General features: G+C 47.8%; 21 protein-coding genes. 20 read left to right on the forward strand and 1 reads right to left on the reverse strand.

The features are described from left to right. Window positions 1-43: 43 nt before the first annotated feature. The 20 genes from MHB49_RS09540 to MHB49_RS09635 all read left to right on the forward strand — a co-directional run bounded on the left by MHB49_RS09540 (window position 44) and on the right by MHB49_RS09635 (window position 16,598). On the forward strand, window positions 44-595 hold the full coding sequence (locus tag MHB49_RS09540; protein ID WP_405155958.1) for a nucleotidyltransferase family protein: 552 nt from the start codon (window positions 44-46) through the stop codon (window positions 593-595). Between the two features lie 52 nt (window positions 596-647). Further along, on the forward strand, window positions 648-1,379 hold the full coding sequence (locus MHB49_RS09545; protein ID WP_405155959.1) for a YdcF family protein: 732 nt from the start codon (window positions 648-650) through the stop codon (window positions 1,377-1,379). Window positions 1,380-1,843: 464 nt separating this feature from the next. Next, on the forward strand, window positions 1,844-2,359 hold the full coding sequence (locus MHB49_RS09550) for a DUF4937 domain-containing protein (protein ID WP_405155960.1): 516 nt from the start codon (window positions 1,844-1,846) through the stop codon (window positions 2,357-2,359). A gap of 26 nt (window positions 2,360-2,385) precedes the next feature. Beyond that, window positions 2,386-2,943: a DJ-1/PfpI family protein gene (locus tag MHB49_RS09555; protein WP_405155961.1), complete on the forward strand. Its 558-nt coding sequence runs from the start codon at window positions 2,386-2,388 to the stop codon at window positions 2,941-2,943. 39 nt (window positions 2,944-2,982) lie between these two features. Further along, entirely contained in the window at window positions 2,983-3,504 is a 522-nt protein-coding gene (locus tag MHB49_RS09560; protein WP_405155962.1) for a hypothetical protein, read from the forward strand. 82 nt (window positions 3,505-3,586) lie between these two features. Further along, window positions 3,587-4,486, forward strand: a complete 900-nt coding sequence (locus tag MHB49_RS09565; RefSeq protein ID WP_405155963.1) for a TIGR01777 family oxidoreductase — start codon at window positions 3,587-3,589, stop codon at window positions 4,484-4,486. Between the two features lie 240 nt (window positions 4,487-4,726). Then, window positions 4,727-5,728, forward strand: a complete 1,002-nt coding sequence (locus MHB49_RS09570) for a beta-ketoacyl-ACP synthase III (RefSeq protein ID WP_405155964.1) — start codon at window positions 4,727-4,729, stop codon at window positions 5,726-5,728. Further along, entirely contained in the window at window positions 5,718-7,019 is a 1,302-nt protein-coding gene (locus MHB49_RS09575; RefSeq protein WP_405155965.1) for an ATP-grasp domain-containing protein, read from the forward strand. Before MHB49_RS09570 ends, MHB49_RS09575 begins: the two co-directional genes overlap by 11 nt. Continuing rightward, complete coding sequence (locus MHB49_RS09580) at window positions 7,016-8,011, forward strand: NAD-dependent epimerase/dehydratase family protein (RefSeq protein WP_405155966.1); 996 nt, start codon at window positions 7,016-7,018, stop codon at window positions 8,009-8,011. Before MHB49_RS09575 ends, MHB49_RS09580 begins: the two co-directional genes overlap by 4 nt. Then, window positions 8,005-8,868 (forward strand): MBL fold metallo-hydrolase, encoded by an 864-nt coding sequence (locus MHB49_RS09585; protein WP_405155967.1) that lies wholly within the window; start codon window positions 8,005-8,007, stop codon window positions 8,866-8,868. Before MHB49_RS09580 ends, MHB49_RS09585 begins: the two co-directional genes overlap by 7 nt. After that, the gene (locus tag MHB49_RS09590; protein ID WP_405155968.1) at window positions 8,865-10,181 is read left to right on the forward strand and encodes a F390 synthetase-related protein; all 1,317 of its coding nucleotides are present in this window, start codon (window positions 8,865-8,867) and stop codon (window positions 10,179-10,181) included. Before MHB49_RS09585 ends, MHB49_RS09590 begins: the two co-directional genes overlap by 4 nt. 76 nt (window positions 10,182-10,257) lie before the next feature. Beyond that, complete coding sequence (locus MHB49_RS09595) at window positions 10,258-11,178, forward strand: SDR family oxidoreductase (protein ID WP_405155969.1); 921 nt, start codon at window positions 10,258-10,260, stop codon at window positions 11,176-11,178. 52 nt (window positions 11,179-11,230) lie between these two features. Beyond that, a complete protein-coding gene (locus MHB49_RS09600) occupies window positions 11,231-11,812 on the forward strand; it encodes a DJ-1/PfpI family protein (RefSeq protein ID WP_405155970.1) in 582 nt (193 codons plus the stop codon). Beyond that, window positions 11,809-12,390 carry a GNAT family N-acetyltransferase gene (locus tag MHB49_RS09605; protein ID WP_405155971.1) on the forward strand — a complete coding sequence of 194 codons (582 nt, stop codon included), beginning with the start codon at window positions 11,809-11,811 and terminating at the stop codon, window positions 12,388-12,390. The genes MHB49_RS09600 and MHB49_RS09605 overlap by 4 nt, the downstream gene beginning before the upstream one ends. Next, a complete protein-coding gene (locus MHB49_RS09610; protein ID WP_405155972.1) occupies window positions 12,387-13,271 on the forward strand; it encodes a serine/threonine protein kinase in 885 nt (294 codons plus the stop codon). Before MHB49_RS09605 ends, MHB49_RS09610 begins: the two co-directional genes overlap by 4 nt. Before the next feature lie 268 nt (window positions 13,272-13,539). Beyond that, the gene (locus MHB49_RS09615) at window positions 13,540-14,202 is read left to right on the forward strand and encodes a GNAT family N-acetyltransferase (protein WP_405155973.1); all 663 of its coding nucleotides are present in this window, start codon (window positions 13,540-13,542) and stop codon (window positions 14,200-14,202) included. Between the two features lie 16 nt (window positions 14,203-14,218). Then, window positions 14,219-14,782, forward strand: coding sequence for a GNAT family N-acetyltransferase (locus MHB49_RS09620; RefSeq protein ID WP_247901616.1), 564 nt, complete (start codon window positions 14,219-14,221; stop codon window positions 14,780-14,782). Continuing rightward, the gene (locus MHB49_RS09625) at window positions 14,772-15,158 is read left to right on the forward strand and encodes a hypothetical protein (protein WP_405155974.1); all 387 of its coding nucleotides are present in this window, start codon (window positions 14,772-14,774) and stop codon (window positions 15,156-15,158) included. Before MHB49_RS09620 ends, MHB49_RS09625 begins: the two co-directional genes overlap by 11 nt. A 32-nt stretch (window positions 15,159-15,190) precedes the next feature. Beyond that, complete coding sequence (gene murI, locus MHB49_RS09630) at window positions 15,191-16,015, forward strand: glutamate racemase (protein ID WP_405155975.1); 825 nt, start codon at window positions 15,191-15,193, stop codon at window positions 16,013-16,015. A 31-nt stretch (window positions 16,016-16,046) separates the two neighbouring features. Then, on the forward strand, window positions 16,047-16,598 hold the full coding sequence (locus MHB49_RS09635) for a histidine phosphatase family protein (RefSeq protein WP_405155976.1): 552 nt from the start codon (window positions 16,047-16,049) through the stop codon (window positions 16,596-16,598). 69 nt (window positions 16,599-16,667) lie between these two features. Here the strand turns inward: MHB49_RS09635 and MHB49_RS09640 are convergent, their stop codons facing one another. Continuing rightward, entirely contained in the window at window positions 16,668-17,030 is a 363-nt protein-coding gene (locus MHB49_RS09640) for a DUF423 domain-containing protein (RefSeq protein ID WP_405155977.1), read from the reverse strand. Window positions 17,031-17,070 lie beyond the last annotated feature (40 nt).

The following is a 17,070-nucleotide window of genomic DNA, read 5'->3' on the forward strand; positions in this document are numbered from 1 at the left end:
AGCTTTACGATTAAAAGGACAGAGTATCAGGGAGAGATGTTATATGCTGCATGAGGAAAAGTTGATTCAGGCGATTACGGAGCATGACCAATTAATGCACGATCTGCGGCGGGCTCGTAGTCTTGAACTGCCTCAGTGCTACATAGGTGCGGGGTATATTCGCAATTATATCTGGGATGTACTTCATGGCTATCCTCTTCGCGAACTGCACAGCGATATTGATGTCGTTTACTACGATACGGAAGATATGCGTGAGGAGCGGGATCAGCTGCTGGAACAAAGGCTTCGTGAAGAGACAGGCAATTTTAAGTGGTCGGTGAAAAACCAGGCGAGGATGCATCTGAACAATGGAGACAGACCATATCAATCCACAGAAGATGCTCTTCGCTATTGGCCAGAAATCGTCACTGCCATAGGTGTAAGGTTGGATGATCAGGATCAGGTGGATATCTGTGCCCCGCATGGGTTGGAGGATCTGTATACGTTAATCGTACGCCAAAGTCCGTTTTTCACGGATGCAGACTATTATAATCAGCGTGTAGAGAAGAAGTGCTGGCAGCAGCAGTGGCCCAAGCTTACAATCATAAGATCCTGAATCAAGGGCATATGAGGCAAGAGAAGGCCCGTGAAGGAGTGTTTCTGGATTTATGAAAAAGTTTATACAAGAAAAAGGCCTGATTCTTGATCTTATTTTCATTGCATGTTTTGTGTTCTTTCTGGTCTTCTGGGGCTGGAACTTCGCGGTGAAGTTTTTTGGCATGATCACTGTAGCTTTTATTGTGTTGAGGCGGATTGATTATCAAAAACATATCCTGCTAAAACGCATCCTGCTTACAGGGTTCGGGATCGCTGCGGTTTCATTTGTCATTATTGAAGCGCTTGTGTTTACTCAGCTTCGTGCGAATGATCCGGAAGAAGCGGACTATGTCATTATTCTGGGGTCGGGCATCAAAGGAACGGAATTGTCATTGACTTTGAAACAAAGGCTGGATGCCAGTCTGGACTACATCCGCAGTCATCCTCAGACGCCAGTGATTGTATCCGGCGGTCAGGGGCCGGGGGAATCCATTCCTGAAGCACTCGCCATGAAAAACTATCTTGTTGATCAGGGCATCAGCCCCACACAACTCATTATGGAAGATCGATCGACGAGCACGCAGGAGAATATGGCTTTTTCCAAAAAAATCATCGATGCATCCGGGCTGGAGCATCCCAAGATCATGATTGTCACAAGTGATTACCATATGTTCAGATCCAAGTATTTGGCCGCCAAGAACGGTTACGCCGCTGAATACGGCATCTCGGCTCCTTCGCCGGGTTATCTGAAACCGATTAATATGATCCGTGAATATTTTGCAGCGGTTAAAGCATTTATCTAATGGATAATGCGATAACTCCGAGAAGGTTTTTCAGTTTACGACGTATGAATTAAAATAGGCAATGCCTCACTCCTAAACGAGTTGAGCGTTGCTTTTTTTGTTATTTAATATCTTACATTCTGAAAAGTATGGAAAGAAAAATATGAGGGTAAGTGCGATCGGAAAATGAATCTGAGGTAGCCGGCAATCTCCTTGGAAGAGCTTTGTCTCGAGAGTTCTGCTTCGTCGAAATCGTGGGCGTCCCTCTCCCTAGCGGTGGCTAGAGCGCCAACGAACATGAGACGTGTTATTAAAGGGTTTAAAGTATTCTAAAGAAGGCTGTGGAACCTGAGACACGCTATATCGGAATTTAGGGCTGTTTTTGTGGTAGAAAACTACCAATAACCGGAAAGGATCTTGTACAATGAGATGGTTGGAAGACTGAAACAGAATTGGGAGAGCGGCTTGAAAGAGAGGGTGTTACGATGCTATTCAAGATCATTTGGTGTGAAGTAGAAAAGCAGCATCAAAAAGCATTTTATTCGGCGCAATCCAAGTGGGGGGAACTGAGCAAGATGCCGGGTTTTGTGATGCAACGAGGTGGCTGGAATCTGATGAATCCCCGGCAAGCTGTGATTCTGGCGGTGTGGGAGTCCAAAGCTGCTTATGACGAATTCATGAGGTCGACTCATGATCAGCTGATAAGCAACAACCGTCAGATAGATACATACACGTCTATCAGCGTTTGTTTGTATTCTGCTAACGTAAATAATACGTTTGTCTCTCAGGCAGAAGCATCACAGCAATTCTATGTTTATAAATGCACAGAATCCGGGACTTTGTTAGATGCTACAATACCTGGTGGGATTTTATTACAACCGTATGATCCAGACGCATCCATGAGTTTTGTCGGCTGGAAACCACTGGATGGTGTGACTGATGGGATGCAATGGGAGGCAGGCTTTACAACAATTCCGGAATGGACTGTATCTCAAGAGTAGAACGATAAGGAAGGAGGTAGTTAAAGTTGAAAACATACATATTATTATTTGAAGGATACGTATCATTTGAGATTATGTTAGCCAGCTATTTTATGAAAACGCAAGGAGACATCATAACGGTGGCGTTGGAAAAGGGAGCGTTACAGTCATATGAGGAATTTTCAGTTAATCCCTCTGTTCTATTAAATGAGATTGATCCGTCCGAAGTCGACCTTTTCATCATTCCCGGAGGAGATGTTACGGCAATGCTGCAACGTCCGGACTTGATGTACTTCATCAAAGCACTTCATGAGCGCAAGACGCCCATTGCAGCCATCTGTGCAGGAACATTATTGTTTGGTCAAGCGCAAGTATTGGAGGGCAGATCATTTACGACTAATGCTGAATCCGAGATGAGAGCAGTCACAGCCCAAGGGGAATATGTGAATGAAGGTGTGGTTGTTGATGGACATATTATTACAGCCAAGGCGAGTGCTTATGTGGATTTTGGAATCGAAATCGGTAAAGTGATGAATATTTATTCAGGTCCTGAAGATCTGGAAGAAACGATTCAAGTGTTCAAATATTTCAACGCCAAATCATGATATAATATACGTCATTAATAGAAGACGATGTAGGAGTGAATGATCATTACAGCATACAGGTTACCTGCTCTCTATGAGCAAAAGAAAGTTTCAGCGCAGGACATGGAAGAGATTATACGTCTGTTGGCGCATGCCCCTTTACTATATGATGACGGGCGGACAATTCAAGTTCAGGACTTCATGGAAGGGTTGGAGATTGAGCTTGAGCATGAGGTGCGGCGCGCAGTCATCGAGTTGTATGAGCTGGCTGTGCAAGCATGCCGCCGCTTTTCCGATCCATCTGCTTACGAGCAGCTTCAGGATACACTTGGATTACAGGCCGAGCTATGGCAGGAAGAAGTGCTGACGCTTGCCGAATGGATGGAATGGTTAAAGCAGATCGGTAAAGGACAAAGAAAACTGCCTGAATACGATTTTACAGCTATGCTGGGAAATTTGCCTGAAGGATTCATGATTCATGATTTTCATGACGAGCTTCGCTACCAGTTGGAGCAAAACTCGGCGAACACATGGGCGATTGAAGAACGCAATCGTTTATACGCAGCCTTGGGCATAAATTAAAATCAAACAAAACGGTCGCAGACAGTGTTAGTCCATATATAGCGTAGCTGCTTTACCCAGTAAGGGGAAATGAGGGGATACCGTGAAAAAGGTTGTGTTGGCGGGTGGAACAGGGTTTGTAGGTCAGGATTTTGCCCAAAGATTCAAGAAGCTTGGGTATGAGGTGCTCATTATCTCACGCCAGCCCGGTCATATTGCCTGGGAGAACCAGGCTGGAATTATACAGGCACTTGAAGGTGCAGAATTGCTGATTAACCTGGCCGGAAAATCCGTAAACTGCCGTTACACGGACGAGAACCGCAAAATCATTCTGGAATCCAGAACACGCACAACCCGCATTTTGGGCGAGTCTGTTCTGGCGTGCAGCAATCCTCCTGAATTATGGATTAATTCGAGTACGGCCACGATATATAGACATGCAGAAGATCGCCCCATGACGGAGAAAGAGGGCGAGATTGGCTCCGGGTTCTCGGTGGATGTCGCCAAGGCGTGGGAAAAGGCTTTTTTTGAATTCAGTCTGCCGTCTACACGTCAGATTGCATTACGAATTGCCATTGTGCTGGGAGAAGGTGGCGTTATGGAGCCACTGACCAATTTGGTCCGCTTTGGGCTGGGTGGATCACAAGGACCTGGAACCCAGCAGTTTAGCTGGATTCATATCGAAGATTTGTTCCGCATGGTGATCTATGTTCAGCAGCATCCGCAGCTGGAAGGTGTATTTAATGCTTCCTCTCCGCATCCTGTCACGAACCGCCAGCTTATGGAGAGTCTGCGGCGGCAGATGGGAGTTCGGATTGGACTACCTGCACCTCGCTGGATGCTGGAACTGGGAGCGCGATTCATTCGGACCGAAACAGAATTGGTTCTCAAAAGTCGTTGGGTCATTCCCGAAAGGCTGGAGCGGGAAGGATTTACGTTCAAATATGATACGCTCGATCTCGCACTGGCCGAGATTTTAAAGCAAGGAAATGAATCAACGTGACGGAATAAAAAAGATAACACAACGGGAGGGGCAGAGATATCTGCCCTTCTGCTGTATTTTCTTCACTTCGTCATGGCGTTTAGCCAGGCGGGGTGAAGTAATTTTCATTTAGATATATCGACTAAACATTTACACGATAACTGCGATCGGTAGGGTGTTCCGTCATCGATTTTAGTGTAAATATTCATTAGTTGAACTTATATTATGGATCAGTCAGCAGAAGAGAAAGAGGTAGGTCATATGCAGCTTAGAAGAGTGAGAATTGTGGGAACAGGCAAGTATTTGCCTGAACAGGAAGTCACAGATGAGGAGCTGGATCACCGTTTGCAGGTGCCTGCAGGCTGGGTCAGTAAAGCAACAGGTGTAGGTGTGCGTCATTATGCTTCCGGTACAGAGACCTCTTCCTTCATGGGAGCGAGGGCTGCTGAAGCTGCACTTGCGGATGCAGGACTGACGTTTGCAGATATAGACTGTCTGGTGTGTACGAGCGGTACCAAGGAACAGCCTTTACCAAGTACGGCCGTATTTATTCAGCAGGCGATGGGGCAGCAGGATTCAGGGGTACCGGCTTTTGACATGGATGCGACCTGCTTAAGTTTTCTGAACGGGTTGGATGTTATCTCCTATATGGTGGATGCCGGGCGTTATAAAAGGGTGCTGCTTGTAGCTACGGAGATCGCTTCGAAGGGATTGAATTGGTCGAACAAGGAAAGTGCTGCCCTGTTCGGTGATGGAGCTGCTGCTGTCATTATTGAACGCTCTGCTGAAGGAGAGTCTTCGCAGATTGTACATGCCTCGCTGAAAACGTACAGCCGCGGCGCGCGGTTTTCGGAAATTGCCGGTGGAGGTACTCGTCTGCATGCCTCAAATTATGTGGCAGAGCAGCCGGCCCCCTATCTTTTTCATATGGATGGACAGGCCATTTTCCGTATGGCTTCCAGGTTGCTGCCAGCATTTATGGACGATATGCTGCAGGCAACCGGTAATCAGATGAAGGATTTCCAATTGGTGATTCCTCATCAGGGAAGTGCCATGGCGATGAGGCTGATCCGCAAGAAACTGGGAATCGAAGAGGACCGTTTTATGGACATTACACGAAATCACGGCAATACGATTGCAGCTTCCATTCCGATGGGGCTGCATGAAGCGATCAAGCAGCAGCGTATTCAGCGGGGAGATCGGGTGTTAATGATCGGAACAGCCGCCGGATTGTCACTGGGAGGACTCATTTTTGACTACTAGATTCACGAAGAATGGACATCAAGCATCAGAATCCTTAAATGTGCTGCTCACAGGCGGCCGAGCCCCGGTAACCCTCGATCTGGCGCGTATGCTTCATCGTGCGGGTCACCGCGTTTACGTCGCGGAGAGCGTGGTGCGTCATTTGTGCAGATTGTCCGGTGCGGTGGAGCAGTGCTTCACGGTTTCATCTCCACGTCATGAAACAGAGAAATACTTGTTAGAGATGGAGAGTCTGGTTCAAACCTGGCAGATCGACTTGTTGATTCCGATGTGTGAAGAAGTCCTTTATATTGCTCAAGGAGCAGAGCAGCTGCGTGATCACTGTCGTGTACTTGTTTCGCCTATAGAGCAGCTGCATGAATTGCATCATAAATATCACTTTATCCAGCTTGCAGAGTCGCTTGGTCTTTCGGTTCCGGATACCCGTCTGATCAACAGTAGGCAGGAATGGATGAAAGAGCAGGCTGTTCTGGACATGGAGGGGGAATGGGTATGGAAGCCCGTGTATTCCCGCTTTGCCGCCAGAGTTCGTATGCCGATATCCTCCACAGCAGACTTTGATGGAGACGCACCTGAATCTAATCAGAAGATATACGCAGGTAAAATGAAGCAGCACCGTTTACAGAATGATCCTCCTAGTGACACGGAAATATCCTTGGCTTCCCCTTGGGTTGCGCAGACTTATGTTGCCGGGCAAATGTTATGTACATACAGCGTTGCTTATGAAGGGAAAATCGTTGCACATACGACCTACGACAGTCGCTATCGAACGGGCAGCGTAGGCGCGAGTGTTTTTTTTGAACATGTGGAGCATGAAGAAATTTACGAGTGGGTAAGGCAATTTGTACAGGCGACAGGGTTTAGCGGGCAGGTTGGTTTTGATTTTATCGAAACAGAGGACGGGCAGTTGTATGCCATTGAATGTAATCCGAGGGCGACCAGTGGAATCCATTTGTTTCACCCTGGTGATGGCTTGGTACGTGCTTTAATTGCACCTGAAGGACTGGTGAAGGCAGCAGAGGTGATCATCCCCAAGCAAGGCAGCAAAGCAATGTTGATGCTTCCGATGTTGGGAAGTGGATTGCAGCAGCTCTGGGGGAAGGGAAGCCTACGGGCATGGATAAAAGCCTGGCGGGGAACGAGGGATGTGGTGTATCTGAGACATGATGCGAAACCTTTGTTTGAGCAATTTGCAATTGTACTCTCTGCCTGGCGGCTGGCAAGGAAACATAAGTTTTCGCTGACTGAAGCTTTGACTCACGACATAGAATGGAACGGTGAACAACAATGAATAGAGCATTGGTTACAGGAGCAACCGGATGTCTGGGCAGGCATCTGGCGATACGGCTTGCCGAGCAAGGCTGGGAAGTTACGGGTATGGGACGCCAGCAAAAGCACGGTACAGAGCTTGAGGCGGCAGGCATTCGATTTTATAACGGAGATATACGAGATCAGGCGGCGGTAAATGATGTCTGTTCGGGTCAGGATGTTGTGTTTCACTGTGCGGCGTTATCGTCGCCATGGGGCAAATACCGGGATTTTTACAGCAGCAATGTGGAGGGGACACAGCATTTGGTGAATCGTTGCATCAAAGGTGGCGTACAGCGATTCATTCATGTATCAACGCCGAGCATCTATTTTAACTACAGTCCGCGATATAACATACACGAGAATGACCCCTTGCCATCCAAACCGGCTAATCATTACGCAGCCACCAAGCGGCTCGCTGAGCAAGTGGTTATGCAGGCTCATGTTAATGGACTTCCATCGATCATGATTCGTCCAAGAGCTATTTTTGGACCGTATGACCAGACCCTTTTTCCCAGAATTGTTGCAGCAAATGCCAAATCGGGTGTACCTATGATTGGAGGCGGACAGGCACTCATTGATCTGACTTGTGTGGATAACGTGGTGGATGCGCTGTTGTTATGCCGGGATGCCAAGACAGAGGCGCTGGGTCGTGCCTACAATATTTCTAATGAAGATCCGAGACCGTTCCGGGATTTGGTGAGCACGTTGTTTGAAATGCTGGAAATGCCCTTACGCCATCGAAACATTCCCTATCGAGCAGCATACGGAGCAGCCACAGTGCTGGAACATGTACATCGCTTGATTCCTGCGCTAGGCGAACCTCAACTGACGCGGTATACGGTTGGTTCGTTATCGATCCCGCAGACGCTGGATATTACAGATGCCCGTGAGAAGCTGGGGTATGTACCTCGGCTGACCATTGATGAGGGGTTACAACAATTTGCAGACTGGTGGAGGGCTGAATCATGCTGACAACAACCCCGGTAAAGCTTCATCTGGGCGCAGCGGGTTACTGCACACATCCGGAGTTTCTGACGCTGCGTGGTGGAAGTTTGCGTCCGGTGGCCTTTCCGGCCGGCTTTGCGTGCATCATTCATCCTGTACATGGTCCGATTTTGCTGGACACGGGATATAGCTCCCGTTTCTTTAAGGAAACCGCTCATCTGCCGAACGCGCTGTACCGTCATATTACACCTGTTGTCTATCGTGAAGAAGACAGTGCGGTACAATTTCTGGCTCGTATAGGGTTGAAAGCTTCGGATATTCGGTACATCATCCTCTCCCACTTTCATGGGGATCATATCGCAGGTGTGCGGGATTTCCCGCAGGCGCAGCTAATCTATCTGCCAAGAGCCTATGACGCTGTGCGTTCACTTGGACCCATTGCGGCTGTAAAGGCAGGGTTTCTGTCCGGATTGCTGCCAGAGGACTTTGATGCCCGATCATTGCCTGTTACGAAGCAGCCGAAGCGATGGGTAAAAGCGGGTGAGGATTTTCCTTTTCCCGAGGTATACGATATTTTCGGTGATGGCAGTATGCTGGGCGTTGACGTATCGGGTCATGCGGAAGGCATGATGGGGATTTTGCTCAGTACAGAGGCCAATAATTATTTTCTGTGCGCGGACGCGGTGTGGTCGAGTCGTGCTTTTCAGGAACAACGCAGACCTCACGTACTCGCTGGAATCATTATGTCGGATCGTCAGGCGTATCGAAGAAATTTTGACAGACTCGTTCAGCTGCATCAGCAGTTTCCGGCGATTCGGATTGTGCCCAGTCATTGCCGTGACGCCCTGGATGCTTGGGGTACAGAGGGTAGTGAGGACATATGAGCAATACACTGCGTATTGTCTACCATTATGCACTTGCACGGGGATTGAGAAAATGGAAAACACGAGCGCAGCTTGAACGCTGGCAGGAACGCCAGATCATTCGGCAAGTGGAGCGGGTTCGTAAAAAGTCGCCTTTTTACCGGGAGTGGTGGGGTGATGTTGATGCAGCCAACTGGAGAAGCTTCCCGCTGATTGACAAAACAATCATGATGCAGCATTTCGATCAGCTCAATACGGTGGGCATTTCCAAGGATGAAGCGATGGCTCTCGCTGGGGAGAGCGAGGAAACGCGTGATTTCAAGCCATCCGTTCAGGGTGTGACGGTAGGCTTGTCTTCAGGTACATCAGGCAACCGGGGGCTGTTTCTGGTGAGTGATCAGGAGCAGGATGCGTGGACAGGGACGGTGCTGGCGAAGCTCCTGCCTGGTGGACTGTGGAAGCCTGCCAAGATCGCCTTTTTCCTCCGAGCCAACAGTAATCTGTATGAATCTGTGCAGCGGGGGAAGCTGCAATTTCAATATTTTGATCTGCTGGAACGTGTCGATACCTTGGTTAAACGTATGGAAACATACCGTCCTACCGTATGGGTAGCGCCGCCTTCCATGTTGAGAATGTTGGCTGACGCTTATACGTCTGGGACATTGACCACTGTACCGGACAAAATCATTTCGGTTGCCGAAGTACTGGACCCGCTGGATCGCAAGGTACTGGAGCACGTTTTTGGACAAACGGTTCATCAGGTGTACCAGTGTACGGAAGGATTTCTGGGCGCTACCTGCCGCTTCGGCACGCTGCATTTGAATGAAGACATCGTTCATATTGAGAAAGAGTTCATTGATCCCGCGACCCGGAGGTTCGTGCCTGTGATCACGGATTTCTCCAGAACCTCACAGCCGATTATCCGGTATCGGCTGAACGACATTTTGACCGAGGCAGCGGTTCCTTGTGCCTGTGGGTCTCCATTCACTGCCATTGAGCGGATCGAAGGCCGCTGTGATGACACGCTTTATTTTCCACATCGACAAACGGGCGAAGCCGTACCTGTATTCCCGGATTTTGTTACACGTGCAGTGATTGCAGCCTCTCCCGCTATTGATCATTATCGGGTCGTACAGCTAGGTAACGGGGTGTTGGAAGTATCACTTCGGCTCGGAGGAGGAGAAGGGATGCAGCAGGTGGAAGTTGATGTGAAGCAGGAGCTGATGAAGCTGGGAGAACGGCTGGAATGTACTGTACCCGAGATCAGATTCGTTCCTTATACGTTTGAACCGGGAATAACGAAGCTGCGCCGAGTGGAGAGACAGCACACTTGAGTGCGTTTTGATGATGGTGGTAACGAAAATAAATCCATTACATCTACTAAATCCACCGAGGGAAGAGGTGAAGCAGATGACAGAACAGAAGATACAGACAGAGGATGATCATATACAGGGCGAAACAGGTTCAACTGTGGGGAAATCGAAAGAGTTCGACTCAAACGTCCGTGTGGCGTTAATTACGGGTACTTCGAGTGGATTCGGTATGCTTACGGCGGTTACGCTGGCTAAACAAGGATATCGTGTTGTGGCAACGATGCGAGATTTGAGTCGGAATGTGGAATTGGCAAGGCTGGCGGAGCAGGCGGGCATATCGGATCGGGTACAGATTATTCGACTTGATGTGACGGATGCTGATTCGGTGCAGGAGGCTGTTCAGACGGTACTTCAAAACCATGGGCGGATCGATATGCTGGTGAACAATGCAGGGTTTGCGCTTGGCGGATTTATCGAGGAAGTATCCATGGAAGATTGGCGTCGGCAAATGGAAACGAATCTGTTTGGCTTGATTGCCGTTACACGTGCGGTCCTGCCTGTCATGCGTGAGCAAGAGCAGGGATTGATCATCAACTTGTCCAGCGTCAGTGGATTGTCTGGTTTTCCCGGGTATGCGCCGTATGCTGCATCCAAATTCGCCGTGGAAGGTTTCACGGAAAGTTTGCGTCATGAGATGTCTTCCTTCGGCGTCCGGGTTGTGCTGGTGGAGCCGGGTGCTTATCGCACACCCATCTGGAATAAAGGTTTGGGTGAAATTCATAGAAGTGATCATTCTCCCTATAAAGATAAGCTCGATGCGGTTCTTCGTTATTCCCAGCATGCTGGAGAGACTGCACCCGATCCGCAGGAAGTGGCCGATCTGATTGCTCGTATTGCACGGATGCGTGCACCAAGGCTTCGTTATGCGCTGGGCAAAGGCTCGCGTTTGCTCATCATCGGCAAGCTGCTGCTTCCATGGAAATGGCTGGAGTGGATTATTGCGCGTGGATTGAAATAGAATCAGCTAAGAAACTCAATCACCAAATAAAAAAACACTGGAGGGCTTTCATATGAAAATCGCTTTTGTTTTGTTTGATGGTCTGACTTTCCTTGATTTTGCAGGATTTTATGATGTGATCAATCGGTTGAATTTCTTTGAACAAACCAAAGGCACAACGTGGGAAACCTGTGCGATGACAGATCAGGTTACAGACGAATCAGGCCTAACGTTGAAGGTGGACCGGGTGAAGCCTAATCTGGCGGAATATGATCTCGTTTTTGTACCCGGTGGCATGGGAACACGCAAGCTTCGATTCGATGAGGCTTTTGTGGGTTGGCTGAGACAAGCCGAGAATGTTCCACTAAAGGTATCCGTGTGCACAGGCTCTCTGCTGATGGGGGCAGCTGGGTTTTTAACAGGTAAAAAAGCAACGACGCATCCCAATGTCTATGATCTGCTTGAGCCTTATGCTGCCGAGGTCATTCAAACCCGGATTGTGAAAGACGGAAATGTGATTACAGCCGGAGGGGTAGCAACGTCCATTGATCTTGGGATCTATGTCGTAGGTTTGCTTGCAGGCCAGGAAGCCGCAGCGAATGTAAAGCTCCAGATCGATTATCCTTATGACATGCAGGGAGTGGTTGAAGCATGAATGAAGGTCAAAAGGAGAACGTGTTCATCCTTCGCAATATACGCAGAGATGAGGCAGAGAAATATTGGCCTTTGCGGCTGGAAGCGCTGAAAAATCATCCGGAAGCCTTCGGGGCTTCATTTGAAATGTCCATTCAGCTTCCCATGAGTGAAGTGCAGGAACGTATACATAATGAAGCTGATGATTACATTCTGGGGGCATATACAGAAGAAGGCATTCTCGCAGGTACAATGGGATTCAAAAGAGAACAGGGACTAAAGCTGAGACACAAAGGATACATCTGGGGAGTTTATGTCTTACTGTCTTATCGTGGATGTGGACTTGCTTCTCGCATGCTCCGCGAAGTGTTGGATCGGGGTAGGGAATTGGACGGCATAGAGCAAATCAATCTCAGTGTAGTTACCACAAACGAGTCAGCAAGGCGATTGTATGAGCAGCACGGTTTTGAAACCTATGGCATTGAGCGTAATGCACTGGTTGTTCAGGGAAAAGGTTACGATGAGGCTCATATGACGTACTTTTATGCTGATCGTTTACATGAGAGGGTTAAGCATGTCCAAAAAGGCGGTGACATATGACGGACACGATTCAGCTTGAACTTGACGGCATTTCTTTTGAGTTAAAAGAATCTCATTCATTCGATTGGATCGCGCGCCTGGGTACCGTATTTCGTGTGTTTGACCAGCAGGATTCCGGCAATTTGTCCTTTGGTGTTCTGGGTCAGGACGGAAAGCGAAAATTCGTGAAATATGCGGGAGCACGTACGATACATGCAAACAGTTTAAGTGCACCTGCCGAAGCGATTCATGGTTTGAAATCATCCGCTTCCATATACGAAGATTTGGCACATGACACATTGATTCGTTTAAAAGACCATTTTGCAACGGAACATGGTTACGCCTGTGTATTTGATTGGGTGGAAGGAGAATGTCTGCATTCCCATTGGGATTTTCCACCACCAGCCAAATATGATGACCCTCTTTCACCCTATTATCGATTCAGGCAGCTCCCGGTAAAGACACGTATTCAGGCGATGGAGCAGATTTTGGATTTTCATATCGAAGTGGAGCGGAGAGGGTATGTAGCAGTTGATTTTTACGATGGCAGTCTGATCTATGATTTTGACATACAAATGATGAAAATATGTGATATTGATTTGTATCGAAAGGGCTCTTTCACGAATACGATGGGACGGATGTGGGGGTCATCCCGTTTTATGTCTCCTGAGGAGTTTGAATTAGGTGCACGAATAGATGGAGTCACGAATGTATTTAATATGGGGGCGATGGCTTTCTCGCTGCTGGGTGGAGAGCTGGATCGTTCGTATGCCAGATGGGATGCCGGAGAAGCATTGTACCAGGTGGTTATTCGAGCGATAGACCCAGAGCGTGCACGACGCTATGCGTCGGTTGCTGAATTGGGTGCTGCATGGAAAAAAGCAAAGTTACAGGATAAATGAGTGTGGAGTGATAAGTTAGCTCAAGCATAACAGACATCGGTATACTACGCATTCGCAATTGCGCAATATTCATTCGTATCTGGAAGGGGTATACCGTATAATGGAAATTAATGAGGGGGTGCTTGTTAATGTATCAATATACGTTGTCAGGATGGATGCCTGAATTGCTGAAGCAGCATGAAACTGGAAAAAGAATTGCAGGCAAGTTGTTATTAGAAAGGTACATTCCGTAATTATGGATTTTATATCAAACCTTTCACCCTTGGATATGATGAACATACAGGCCGATACATTGTATACGATGGACGATCGGAAACGTCTGTTACGTATTAACGAACCGGATGGCGGGCAGGCTCCAGCTTTATTTATTGGAATAACTTCTGCTGGGCCATGTTCCTTTTATCATGAGCAGTTGCCGTCCTCTCTGATTGAGAAACTGGGATATGAAACGGGGTTCCCACTTGATATTCCGAAGCTGATTCGGAGTGTGGAGACATTTAAGCCTGTGAAAAGTGTATGGATGGGCCTGGCGTATGCATTTCCCGAAAAGTGTGGGCAATGGCATCCAAATGTTCAGCTTATTGATCCTCATCATACCTTTCAGCTGGCAGAGCATTTTCCTGATTTTATAGAACTGCCGTATGAAAAAATGCCCGTTGCAGCTTATGTCATTGAGGATTCAGCTGTCGCTGTATGTTGTTCAGCCCGCGTATCCACTCAGGGTGCAGAGGCAAGCCTGTATACGGCGCCTGATTTCAGAGGACGCGGCTATGCAGCGGAGGCGGTAAAGTGCTGGCAGCATCATGTTAAAGAGAGCGGACGCATTCCGATCTATAGTACATCATGGGATAATGTTGCTTCGCAAAATGTTGCTCGGAAGCTGGGACTACTCCAGTTTGGTGTGGATTTCAGCATCACGACTTCTTCATAAAAAGGTGGATTTTTTTATGTTAAATGAAGAACGTCGATACGCTATGCAGAAACCCGGAAACAAAAGTGATGGTGCTGCAATGATTAGGACTTTTGTACAAAATGACCTGCAATATGTCATTGAAGCGCATATCCGTATTTATCGGGATGAGTATAATTATGATCAGAGCTTTGCCGATTTTATCAAGAAAGCTGTCAATGATTTTGAACGTACCGGCAATTACGAGAGAGAAATGGTATGGATCATCGAGCTGAACGGGACCGTTTCTGGCTGCATTGGCCTGACTCAACTGGATGAATATACTGCTCAATTACGCTGGTTCATCATCGAGCCGGAAGCGCGTAATGCAGGCTTGGGACGACAGCTTATCGAGCAGGCTATCCATTTTGCCAGAGATAAAAGTTATTCATCGATCATTTTATGGACCAATGAGTCTCTGTCAGGCGCGCGCAGATTGTATCAGTCATTCGGATTTGAAGTGGTTGAAATTCGAAAGCAGATCCTCTCAGGACAGGAGTTAACGGAAGAGAAATGGGAAATGATTCTGGGGCAGGTACAGGAGGAATTCCATGATTCGTAAACGAATTGCAAGCGGTGCGGTGATGCTGTGTACAGCATGGACGTTGTTGGCATGCTCAAATCAGGCGGAAAGTCAGGACGTAAGTTCGAAGATTGAAAGCAACCTTCAACAAATCGTGAACGCACCTGAGGTTCTGACCAGCAGTAATCCAGGTGATTATATTGCCGCTAATACAGACGCGTATGCTCAGATTCTGGATACGGGTGAAGAGGGACTGAACGTCCTGATTCAGCAGCTGGACTCAAGTTCAAATGATGGCCTTAAGGAATGGCTTATGGCTCAAGCAAGTACAGAGCTGCTCGGAGAACGTAATTCGGTGGAAAACTGGCAAAGTGGCAAAGACTGGCTCAGGCAGTATAAAATGAAGGTAGAATAACATAACTCACCTCCCAGTCATCATGAGCAGGAATGAGAGGTTCCAGGAACCCGAAAGAATACGTTATAGAGGTGAAACCCTTGAAGAAGAAAATTGCATTTTTTGACTCGGGAATCGGTGGTTTAACCGTATTGCATAAGGCTTTGCATCAATTCCCTGAAGAAGCGTTTCTGTATTATGCCGATACGTTGCATGTTCCTTATGGAACCAAGTCCGCCGATGAGGTTAGAAGACATATCTTCAATTGTATGGAGGATATTGTTCAGGAAAATGTGCAAGCAATCGTAATAGCCTGTAATACAGCAACAAGTCTGGCCGTGAAGGATTTGCGTGCCAAGTATGATATCCCCGTGATCGGGATGGAACCTGCTGTGAAGCCGGCTGTCGAGATGAATCGAAAAAGCGGCAAAAGGGTGCTTGTATTTGCGACAGCCCTGACCTTAAGTCAGACCAAATATCATGAATTGGTGTCCCGTGTGGATGATCATCATAGTGTCGATTCCCTTCCATTACCTGAACTTGTGGAGTGGTGTGAGCAGCTGGACTTTGATCCGCAGAAAATGGAGGCGTACTTCCGGCTCAAACTGGCTGATTTTGATTTGGACTTATACGGTACAGTAGTACTGGGCTGCACGCATTATCCGTTCTACACATCCATTCTTCGTACGGTTCTGCCAGATCATATTCAGATTATTGATGGCAGTAAAGGCACGGTTAACCGCTTGAAGCGGCTTCTTGGATTGGATGAACAGAAGGGGATGTGGACAGAGGACCAGGTTACTTTTCTTAGTTCATCTGGCCGTTTGGAAGACCGGGAGAACATGCGAATTGCACTCCAGTATCTGGAGAAGCATTAATGTAAGTTGTATTAGCAGGAGGTGAGGGACGATGCAGTCTATTTTTCTTATCCGTCATGCCAAAGCAACAGGGCAAGAACCGAATGCCGAGCTTACGGATGAAGGACTTCGTCAGGCAGTAGAACTTGCTGAGATGTTGGGGGAGCACCCTATACAATATATTGTGTCCAGTCCGTGGAAAAGGGCACTTCAAACCGCAGCGCCACTGGGCAAAACCGTCCTGCAGCATATACATACGGATGAACGTCTTCAAGAAAGGGTGCTTAGTACCCTTCATCTGGACAACTGGATGGATGTGCTAGAACGTACATACACGGACGAAGACTGGACGGAAGAAGGTGGTGAATCTTCACGTTCTGCTACAGCACGGGGCCTTGAGGTGCTGCACGAGCTGTGGAGTCGACCGGAGCATAGCGGGGCTGTATTTACACATGGCAATCTGTTATCTCTGCTCATTCGTAGCCATGATGCATCCTTTGGATTCGAAGAGTGGAAAAAACTAACTAATCCTGATGTATATGTCCTGGAAAAACAGCAGGGAGATGAAATCTCACACAGCATTCGTCGTGTATGGCGAAGTTAAACATAAAGAGAGTGCTCCAGCGATTTTGAAGATCGGCTAGAACACTCTTTTCAGTTTACGATGTTGGTTTTACAAACCGGCAATTAATAACATGATCCAACCAGCCAAGAAAGCGACTCCGCCTAGGGGAGTGATCGCCCCCAGTTTTCGAACGCCAGTTACGCTTAGGGCATACAGACTGCCTGAGAACAAGAGGATGCCGGCGAATAGCATCCATCCGGCCAGCAACACAAGTGAAGGCTGCTCCAGTCGATCAGCGAGCAGTCCGAGCAGGATGATTCCAATTCCATGAATTAGGTGATACTGAACGCCAGTCTCGTATATTTTGATCATGTCGGCAGACAATCTGCGTTTGAGCGCATGTGCACCGAATGCGCCAAGGGCAACGGCAAGAAACATCATGATACTTCCAAGTACAATCAAGGTCTGCATGTGGTCTTGTCTCCTTTGAATGAGTATTAAGCAGAGTGTT

The organism is Paenibacillus sp. FSL K6-0108, assembly GCF_045040695.1.
Classification (GTDB): Bacteria; Bacillota; Bacilli; order Paenibacillales; family Paenibacillaceae; genus Paenibacillus; species Paenibacillus pabuli_B.